Origin of the sequence: Corallococcus sicarius, from assembly GCF_003611735.1 — a bacterium.
Taxonomy (GTDB): domain Bacteria; phylum Myxococcota; class Myxococcia; order Myxococcales; family Myxococcaceae; genus Corallococcus; species Corallococcus sicarius.
Genome location: NZ_RAWG01000036.1, coordinates 36,991 through 46,804, shown reverse-complemented (window position 1 = coordinate 46,804; position 9,814 = coordinate 36,991). Strand labels below are relative to the sequence as shown.

4 protein-coding genes and 1 pseudogene are annotated in these 9,814 nt (G+C 67.0%); 1 reads left to right on the top strand and 4 read right to left on the bottom strand.

Translation table 11 applies throughout. The annotated features are described in order from the left end of the window. A pseudogene (locus D7X12_RS08130) lies at positions 1-279 on the bottom strand (hypothetical protein); the annotation flags it as partial. After that, positions 276-1,658 carry a WD40/YVTN/BNR-like repeat-containing protein gene (locus D7X12_RS08125; RefSeq protein ID WP_244224430.1) on the bottom strand — a complete coding sequence of 461 codons (1,383 nt, stop codon included), beginning with the start codon at positions 1,656-1,658 and terminating at the stop codon, positions 276-278. The gene D7X12_RS08125 and the pseudogene D7X12_RS08130, both read right to left, overlap by 4 nt. A gap of 296 nt (positions 1,659-1,954) precedes the next feature. Between D7X12_RS08125 and D7X12_RS08120 the strand changes: the two genes are divergently transcribed. After that, on the top strand, positions 1,955-3,124 hold the full coding sequence (locus D7X12_RS08120) for a cyclic nucleotide-binding domain-containing protein (protein WP_439329355.1): 1,170 nt from the start codon (positions 1,955-1,957) through the stop codon (positions 3,122-3,124). Between the two features lie 149 nt (positions 3,125-3,273). Here the strand turns inward: D7X12_RS08120 and D7X12_RS42305 are convergent, their stop codons facing one another. Continuing rightward, entirely contained in the window at positions 3,274-3,669 is a 396-nt protein-coding gene (locus D7X12_RS42305; RefSeq protein ID WP_147443576.1) for a hypothetical protein, read from the bottom strand. Between the two features lie 2 nt (positions 3,670-3,671). Further along, positions 3,672-9,611, bottom strand: coding sequence for an FG-GAP-like repeat-containing protein (locus D7X12_RS08115; protein WP_158620001.1), 5,940 nt, complete (start codon positions 9,609-9,611; stop codon positions 3,672-3,674). Positions 9,612-9,814: the final 203 nt, after the last annotated feature.

The following is a 9,814-nucleotide window of genomic DNA, read 5'->3' as shown; positions in this document are numbered from 1 at the left end:
CTGCAGCGACGCGCGCAGGGGCGAGGTCCACTGCCACAGGGGCGCGGGTTCATCCGCGAGGTACGTGTGGCCGGATTCAGGCGACACGAGCGTCACCGCGCGCGAGCTGTCCGGGGCCTGGTTGCGCGCATCCACCAGCGCGCGCCACGCCTCGTCCGTGGCGCCGCCGGCATACAGCGGCTCGCCGCACTCGGACGGGGGGACCTCGTCATCGGAGCAGGCTGTCAGGCCGAGCAGCGCCACGGCGGCGGTGCTCCACAAGAGCGAGGGGGTCTTCATGGTCGTGAGGCCTCGCGCCGCCGGCCACGGCGCCACAGGGGAAGCAGGAAGAGCAAGGGCAGCAGCGTACTCGCGGGCGCGGCGGCGCAGCCCGAGTTGCTGGGAGGCGGCTTCGGCCCGCCGTCCTCCGGGGGCGGCGTCACGCCGGCATCCGGCACACCCGCATCCGGCACGCCCGCATCTGGAACGCCGGCATCCGGAATGCCGTCCGGGTAGAGCGGCGCGCCAATCGTCTCCGCGAGCTGGGGCCAGCGGGAAGGACACAGGTCGCGCACGGGCGTGCCCGCGGGACACTGGTGGCTGCCCTGGATGTTCTCCAGGCTGAAGAGGGGCTCCCAGGTGGTGCCCTCGTCCTGGCTGCGCGCCAGGGACCAGTCATGCAGCCAGGGCGAGCCGCAGCCGTAGAGCACGCCGCCCACGCGCGTCACGCACGCGTTGCCGGTGGGCAGGGGGAGCTGGGAGAAGGCCCCGCCCTCCTGGCTGCGGAAGAAGGAGTTGTAGGTGGACACCCACGCGGTGCCACCGTCGGCGGAGACGTCCATGTTGACGAACACGTCGTTGATGCCGCCGCCCGACCGCGCGGTGAAGGTGCGGCCGCCGTCCGTGCTGTGGAGGATGTGCGTGGCGCCCTGCGCGGACACGCGCGCCCAGACGGCCTGGGAGTTCACGGGGTCCGTCGCCGTCACCACGAAGTCGAACGGGCGCAGCAGGTCCGGGAACGCCTGGGGCAGCTCCTCCCACGTCCCGCCCGAGTCGTCGCTGCGGAACAGGTACATGCGGGTGGTGTCGGACGCGGACACGTAGAGCGTGCTCGGGGAGGCGGTGGACACGCGCACCGACGAGAAGAGGACCCCCTCGCGTTGCAGCGCCAGGGGCCGCCACGTCTCCCCGCCGTCGTCCGAGCGGAACAGCCCGTTCTTCGCCGCCGTGGAGCGGCCCGTGGCCACGTACAGCACCGCGTCGTCGGTGGGGTGGGACGCGAGCCCCGTCACCCAGGTGTCCTTGAACGCGGGGTGCGCGGACCACGAACACGCGCCGTCCTTGGAGCGCAGCAGCGCGTTGCCGGTGGCCGCGAGCAGCTCCCCGGACTCGCGCCAGACGAAGGACTCCGGGCGCCAGCCGCCGTACCCCATGGCGTCCGGGCAGACCCAGCGCCACGTCTGGCCGCGGTCGCGGGAGATGACCGCGCCGAAGGTGGCCCCCACGAAGAAGTCCTCGGGGTGTCCGCGCCGCAGGGTGACGTTGGACGTCTCCGGTAGGCCCGCGTGTGCGTGGGCCGCGCCCGGCACCAGGCTCAGGAAGACGGCCGCGCCCAGCGCCCTCCATGCTCCCGTGATTCGAGGCTGCTGCATCGCGATGCTCCGGGAGTGGGGCTTCATGTCCCGCCACGATAACGCCCGGACCGCCCGTGCATAGCGGTCCGGGCATCCTGGACGGAAACCAGGCGACCGACCGGGTAGCGCGGCGGGGCACTCCGGCCCTTCTCCTGCCCCACCCCTGGGGTCGGGCGCGCCGGCCCGGGGCCTTTCCCAGCGGTGCTCAAAGCCTGCCCTCATTGCCTGTGATGACTGGCTTTCCCTGTTTCAGAATGCTACGCAGATGGGGGTCCGGACACAGGCGTGACCTCCCTTTTTCCGCCAGGGCGTCCGGGGGGAATGACAAGGCCGTGACTCCAGTGGATTCGAACCTGAGCGACGTGGGCGAGGGACCCGGTTCCAGCGTCACGCGGGCTGTGTGGGCGCGGGTGATGCGGGGCGCGGTGGAGGACGCGGTGCGCGCCTACGAGGCGATGGCGGCCGGGCACCGGGACCGCGTGCTGGAAGAAGCGCTGGTGGTGCCCGCGGCGACGCGCGCGGCGTTGGTGGAGGTGCTGCGTCAGGCGCGGGACTTCGCCGGTGCGGCGCAGTTGCTGGAGTCGGACGGCGACGACGGGGCGGCGGCGCCCATGTACGAGCAGGCGGGAGCGCCGCTGCTGGCCGCGGAAGCGTGGCTGCGCGTGGGCGAGCAGGCCCGCGCGGCGGCGGCCTTCGAGCGGGCGGGTTCGCTGGAGCAGGCGTTGGTGCTGTACCAGGCGCTGGACGCGCGCGAGTCGCTGGCGCAGCTCTTGGGCCGCATGAACCGGCCGCTGGAGGCGGCGGAGGTGTTCCGGGCGCTGGGCAATTCGCACGCGGAGCTGGAGATGCTGCGCGCGGTGCCCGCGGACGACCCGCAGCGTCCGGAGGCGGTGCTGCGGATGAGCGCGCTGCTGGACGCGGAGGGCGCGACGTGGCGCGCGTTGGTGTTGCTGGCGGACGGCATCAAGCACGCGACGGGCGCGGGGCTGGTGTTGCTCCAGGCGGAGCAGGCGCGGCTGTTGCGGCAGATGGGGCTCGCGTCGCCGCCGGAGGGGGCCATCGCGGCGGAGAAGGCCCCGCCGGTGGTGGATGGCTATGGCTATCTGAAAGCCATTCCCATCTTCGATGGTCTGTCATTGGAGGACATGCGCGACCTGTATCGTCTGGCGAGGCCGGTGCTGGTGCCGGCGGGGACGACGGTGTTGGAGAAGGGCGCGAAGGGCGGCGGGCTGGTGGTGTTGCTGGAGGGCATGGTGAGCGTGTCCACGGGCCCCGGGCCGGACGCGCGCCAGCTCAACATGCTGGGGCCGGGCGCGTTCCTGGGAGAGATTTCGCTCATCCTCGACGGGCCGGTGTCCGCGCACGTGCGCGCGCACACGGTGGTGCGGGCCCTGCGGGTGACACGGACGGACTTCCAGTACTTCCTGGAGACGCACGAGGCCGCGGCCCTGCGCATCTTCCGGCTGTTCACGCAGAGCCTCGCGGAGCGCGTGCGGGCGTTGAGCACGTAGAGGGCCAGTCTTCGGACCTGCGAGCGCATGGAGAATTCGTTCCGTCCGGTCTCCCCGTGGAGAGACCGGACGGCGCGAGGCGCGAGGGATTGCGGTGTGTGAGAGTGGAACCGCGGAATCCACAGGGGGCAGGTCGCGATGTTCAGCTCTCAGTCTGGAGCGGGTTCTTCCTCCCAGTCGCAGCCTTCAGCGGTGATGAAGAAACTTGAGACATGATCTGGATCTGGATCGTCGATGCCGTTGGCTCCTGGATCTAGATTCAAGGTGACGCAGCCGTCCTTCCAGCTAATGCGGGCTCCGTCGGAAAGTACCTGGTAGCTGATATTTCCATCGGTGAACTGGAACGCTTTCACCTTGTGGAAACGCAGCCGCAGGTAAATCCACTTTGGGCCATTTCCTGCTTCGCGGCCATAGATGACTACTTCGGCTCCTCCCGTAGGTTGCGTCTGGTCAACGAAGTCAACGTGGAGGGAGTGAATCACATCATCGTAGAGGTGCCCGTATCGCACGAGCAGGTCTCCATCCTCGGGACGCAATGGTGTCATCGTTATTTTCCAATTGGGTTGACAGGGGTCACCCCGTTGGGCAGGTCGCTCCAACCTGCTGGCAGCTTGTCATGCGGGATGTGCTCATGTGCGGATCCGTGACCAGATCCCGGAGCTTGGGGCGGGTACATGTGTCCGTGACCGGAGCCTGCCCCGGAGTGGTTCTTGAAATCCACATCGCCCACTGCATCTCCGTTTTCATCATAGATGCGAATTTGCACTGCCTTATCCCCCGTCTTGATCACCTGGACATGACGGGAGAAAGGAACGCTCCTCAAGGGTCCCTTGGATGGGCTGACGATGGTAGGCCCACTTCCCGGCAAGGGCACGGATGAGGCCTGCATCCCACCGGGAAGGGAGTTCACGACTTGGGGCTGCGCATGAGCAGGCAAAGACCCGTTGCCGAGCTCTGATGGATACAGGGCGACGGTAACGAAGACACTGGCTGGCGTGGTGACGAACCGGATGCCGCGCAGCAGTCTGCCACCCACTTCACCCCAGAAGCCCGGTGGAGGAGCCCGGATGGGCATGGGTGGCGTCTCGATGGCAGGCGGCAGCCGTAGCGGCGTCTGCTGGCCCGGCATTTCGAACACCGGTCGATAGGGAGCTGGGTCCACGAAGGGCGATCCGCCGCCCGGCGGAATCATGGGCGGCATGATGCGAGGCCCGGGTCCGGCGAAGGGCAACTCCTGGCGCCCGTCGGGGTCCCAGAAGAGGACTGGGTTCTGCCGCACATACTGGTACGGGTGCAGCCCCCATGGTGAGGTGAGGAACCGCGGGTCCGGCGTTTTGACCGGTGGGTCCGGTGTCAGCCACCGGCCCGTCTCCGGTGCTGTCCAACGCGCGCCGTGGTCACTCCAGCCGGTATGCGCATCTGTCGGTCGGTTAAGGATGTTGAGCGGTTCGTCCTCGTGGTCCACGAGACCCATCGCGCTACCGCCACCCACGAACTCCCGGTACGCATCGACAGGAGCACCGAAGGGCTCGTAGCGCCGCTCCTCGTGGACGCTGCCATCCTCGCGAGTGGTAAGGACAGGTCCGGCTGCCACGCCACCATGGAAGTAGAGTGTTCCCGCTGTCAGCCAATGTGCTTGTCGCTGGACGTTGACGCCCGGGGCCTGAATGCCCGGCCCACATGCGGACCCCAGGAGGGCCACGGTCAGAAGGCCCGAAACCCCGCGCATGAAGCGTGAGTACAGGGAAGCCCGCAGTGTGACCACTGAAGCAAGGACCAGCCCTAGTACACCGAGAATCAGGACCTGCAGACCATTGCCTACGGCCCGGTCCACTGTCGGGTTACCACCCGCAGCTGCGAGTGTCCCCCCGTTCGCCGTGGTCAATGTCAAGCGGGCCAGCACCCGGTCGCCCAACCGGACATAGCGCTCACGCATCCCCTCCGGACGTTCGGTGAGCTGGGATGAAAACCAATACTGTGTGTCGCCCAGCGGTCCCCGTGTCTTGACACGTAGCCCGTCATGGCCATACGCGTGTTCCACTACCGCTGGTGTTGCTCCACTGCCCGGTATGCTCACTCGGATGAGTTGATCCAGGCCGTTGTAGGTCATCTGTCGGCCGCCCTGGCGCACTTGACGGCCGGCAGGGTCATAGTCCAGCAGCGTGTCGCCGGACACTGAAGCAACACGCGTGAGTTGGCGCGGCCCGAAGCCTCGCTCCGCATGATGGTAGGTGCCCGCGAGGACGTTTATCCCCTGGGGGCCTATCGCCTCACGCTGCACCATGTTCTGCAAACCGTCGTACTGATAGCCGTAGCGGTAGGACTCGGTTCCTTGTCCCAGCATGCCACCAGGCAGGGGCACCGCACCCAGTACCACGTCCGACAACCGCGCCGCCGCGTCGTAGGTGAACGTGGCGGAGTGATTCAACCCTGAGCCATCCGAGTCGGTGATGGTCTTGGGGGCACCGTAGGCGTTGCGGGTGAGCGTCACATCGTACAGCGGCGTGCCCAGCGAACGAAGGGTCTGGATGCGAGAAGGCATTCCCAGTGCGTCGCGCGCATAGACTTGTCGCACGCCGTTGCCGTAGCGCTCCTCGAGCACGCGCCCCGATGCGTCCAGTTGCAGTGCCTGCCAGAGATTGCCCACGGCGATGGGCCGGCCCGCGGCATCATGGTCCATGGAGATGACTGCGCCATCGACCTCGGATGTCAGCAGCAGCCCCGAGGGGCTGAACGTCGTGCGCTCATGAGACTCACGTCCGTCGATGGTTCGGTGCTGCCAGATGGTGCGTCCCCATGCATCATAGGCGAGGTGCACCTTGCCCGCCGGTTCCTCTACCCAGGCGGTGCGGCCCGCGACATAGCCAGAGGCGGTACCGTCCTCGTTGGTGTCGTAATGATAGATGAAGGCAGTCCCGTCTTCACCTTCGGTGCGGATGAGACGGCCGATGTCGTCATGAATGTGCAGGCGCGTCTGGTTCGCGCCGTTGGTCTGACCCGTCAGCCGGTTGTGGTCGTCGTAGCTCAACGTGCGCGGCCCGATGTCCGGATCCTGAGCGGACACCAGTCGGCCCAACGAGTCGTAGGTGAATCCATGCGTCACGGCTCCATCCTGGAGGTGCAGGGCGCGGATGCGATCTGCGGCGTCGTATGCTGCGTCCACAGATTCAAGGGTCGTGCCCACCAGACGTTCGGTGCGCCGGGTACGTCCGAGGCCATCCCAGGACGTAATGAGGGAGGCCAGGTCCTGCTCAGACTGAGTGGAGTGGAACGCATTGTGGCTGAAGGACCGCAGGGTGCCGGTGGGCAATTGCTGAGCGATGAGCCTGCCCAAGGCGTCGTAGTTCATCGTCTGGCCGGCAATGGCTGCTGGCCGGGCTGATGGCAGCGTGGCGCCATCCCAATAGTAGGCATCCGCGGCGTAGACGACGAGGCCCCGTGCGTCCCGCTCCTGCCATCTTTCCACGCTCCACCGTGTCGGTCCCAGGCGATTGGCCAAGAACAGCGTCTCCCCTGCGCCATTGGAGACGGTGACGGACTGACGCCACTTTCCACCGTCCATCCAGCCCGCAGCCCAGCTTCCCGTCAGTTCACTGACAGGACCGTCGAAAATATAGGTGGATGTCTGTGGGCGCGCATGGGTCCAATCATAGACGTAGCGCAGATGAGGCTCCTCTCCACCGACGGCGACGGCGACGGGACGTCCAAGCGAGTCATACGACACCTCTGTCGCCACTCCATCCGGTGTAGTGAGAGTGCGTGCCTGTCCCAGCACGTCGTCCCAGGCGAGCGTCCAGGTCAGCGCCTGGGTAGCGTTTGGACGCTGCGTCTCAGTGAGCACGTGGAGATGGTGGGCGTCATACGTCAGCGTGCGCCAGACCCCCTGGGCGTAGATGCGCGTAGGGTTGTCCCAGACGTCGGTTTCCGTAGCGGATTGCAGCACCCAGCGCGGGTTGACGCCATCGAGAAACCCGTGCGTTTCTCGCACCAGCCGGCCTGCGCGGCAAAGATTGGGATCTGTCCAGGTGAACACCTGGTTCGCGTCGCCGTAGAAAGTGCGCGTTCGCGAGACGAGCGATCCATCCGCCTCCCGCAGTGTCTCTTCGCATAGCGCGTCTTGCACCATCAGGGTGTCGTCACTGGCATAGCTGCGCTGCACGGTCCGCTCGTCGCCAGTGAGGTCAAGTCGACCGAAAGACTTCTCTTCGATGGGCCGCACGCGTTCGTCGTACATGTACGTTGTCAGCGTCTCCAGCGGCGTGCTCACTCCCTCATGGTGTCTTGTTCGTGTCTCGATCAGAGCCGGCCTGCGAAGCAGAGGCACGTTTGGCAAACCATTGATGGGTCTCGCCTCGTAGACGGACGTCGCAACTGAGAAGAGCGTGTGCAGGCCATCCTCTCGCCGTACCTCCAGCGCCAGGCCCCGCAGCGAACGATCATTGCCGCCGCCCTCGTGGTACCGCGTCTCCTCGTACAGCGTTTCAAGCGCAGTGGTACCGAGTGTCCTCACGCCGCCGACAAGAAAGCCACCGAATCGGCGCTCGGTAGAGTCCCAGAAGCCGTCGCGCACCGTGTACTCCTCTACGCGCGAAGGTCCACCCGCTCCAGGGTTCACCGTCATGCGCACTGGCACTGGGATGGACGTCGGGAACCGGCGCGTCCAGGCTTGAGCCGTACCTTCCGCCGCGACAGTCAACGCCGCGCTGGACTGGTATTGAAGGGCCACCGTCTTGCCCAGTCCGTTGTTGATTCCTACGAGCATGCCCGCGGTCGTTGGCCCCGCCAGATCGAGCGCCCACATCCCATCCGGGCCGCTCCACACCACGTCCTCGCTGCCGTTACCGTTCAGGTCCGCCAGCGTTACGACCGTGGACGTGCCGTCCACCCCCGGAGGCACCAGCCGTGTGGCCGTCGCTTCCACGCCGCCGCCCGCTTTGCCCCGGTACCAGTGCACATAGCCGTTGAGCACATGCACCAGGTCCATGAGCCCGTCGCGGTTCAGATCCGCGAGCCGCACGTTGGCTGGGTTGGTGTTGTCACCCCACGGATAGCTCTGGAGTGTTCCCGCGACGAAGGTTCCGTCCCCCTTGCCCAGGTAGCCCTTGAACCAGTTGCTGCTGAGCTGGACCACATCCGCCAGCCCATCGCCGTTCACCTCGTGGAAGCGCGTGTTCGGGCCCGGCATCAGCACCACGCCGTCGATGGCTGGCTTCTGTGCGGGAGCGCTCAGGCCAGTGTTCCGGTTCCAACGCACCGACAGTGAGTCGCTCCCCGCCCGCACCACGTCCACCCGTCCATCGCCATTGATGTCCGCGAAGGAGGTGATGTCGCTGTAGAGCGGCATCCCATCGGTGCCTGCCCACTTCGTGGCGCTACTGCCGAAGGACTCACCCTGCAGGCGGTTGATCTGCCATGCCTCGGAGAAGTTGCGCACCAGCTCCGGCCGGGCATCACCGTCCACATCAAGGAAGCGCGAGGTGGCCAGCACCGCTCCCGTGGCTCCGCTCAATACACGGGGTGAACCAAAGCCCGTGCCCGTACCCCTGCGCCACTGATGGCCGGAACCGGTCAGTCGCACCAGGTCCGTCATGCCGTCACCATCCACGTCCATCAGGCTGGTGCCCGCGGTGGCCAGATACCAGCCCGAGGCTGGCTCCATCTGCACGGTGCTCGCAGCCTGGACAGGCGCGTAGTCCAGGGTCAGCGTGGGCATGGCTCCCATGCGCCCGCGCCCCAGCTGCGTTACGGTCTTGAGCCGGCTGAGCGCGAAGGTGTTGTCATAGCCAAGCACATAGGCGCGCAGCAGCTCTCCAAAAGAATGCACGCGTACTTCGGTCAGCCGCTGAGCGGATTCCACCTTGAAGCCAGTGCGATAGCTCACCGTCGTGTCGGGACGGGTCCCGTAGACGAACTCGGCGCGGAAGGCCGCGTCAGGTCCCCAGGTGACGTCCGACAGGTACTGCTGGCCATTATGCTGGAGGTAGCTGAAGGCCGTGGTCTGCCCGTTCGGGTGCAGCACCTCCTCGACGTGCCAGGCCGCGACGCGAGAGCCCTCGGCTTGCCGGCCCGCTGCGGTGACGCCCATCCGGTAGCGCACGCCGCCGTTCTCGGTGACCACGTAGCCCGTGCCGTCACGGGCGACCTTGACCGTGTGGCCCTGCCCTTCCACCCGCCAGGTTCCGTCTGGCAATGCCACCAGCCGCCCGCCGCCCCCTACTCCGGCGAGCTCCAGTTCATCCGCGCTCGTGTAGGCTGGCACACCCAACCGTGTCGCGCGGCGGAGCACCACCTGCGGCATCGCCCAACCGACGCCGAGCGGACCGTTGCCCAGGTCACCTGAGTAGGTCAGCGACAGCTTCGGGCCGAAGCCCGCGATGCCTGCCGGCAGGTCCAGCGGCACGCTGTACCCCACCTGCCCACTGAAGACGTCCACACGGGCGCCATCCGACAGCCCGCGCACGCTGCCCGGTCCATCCGGCAGCTTCACGGTCTGCGCACTCACGGAGCCTGGGGCAGGATCGCCCGCAGCCCATGCGTGCGACCCCATGAGCGCAATCACTACCGCCATCCATCTTGTCTGAAGCGACACGGATCCCCACTTGTTCATCGCAAGAGATGCACTGCGGCTGGTCAGGCTTCCGGGCATCCAGATCATCCAGGACGCGCCAGGGGAAGCCGGGCCCCGGCGTT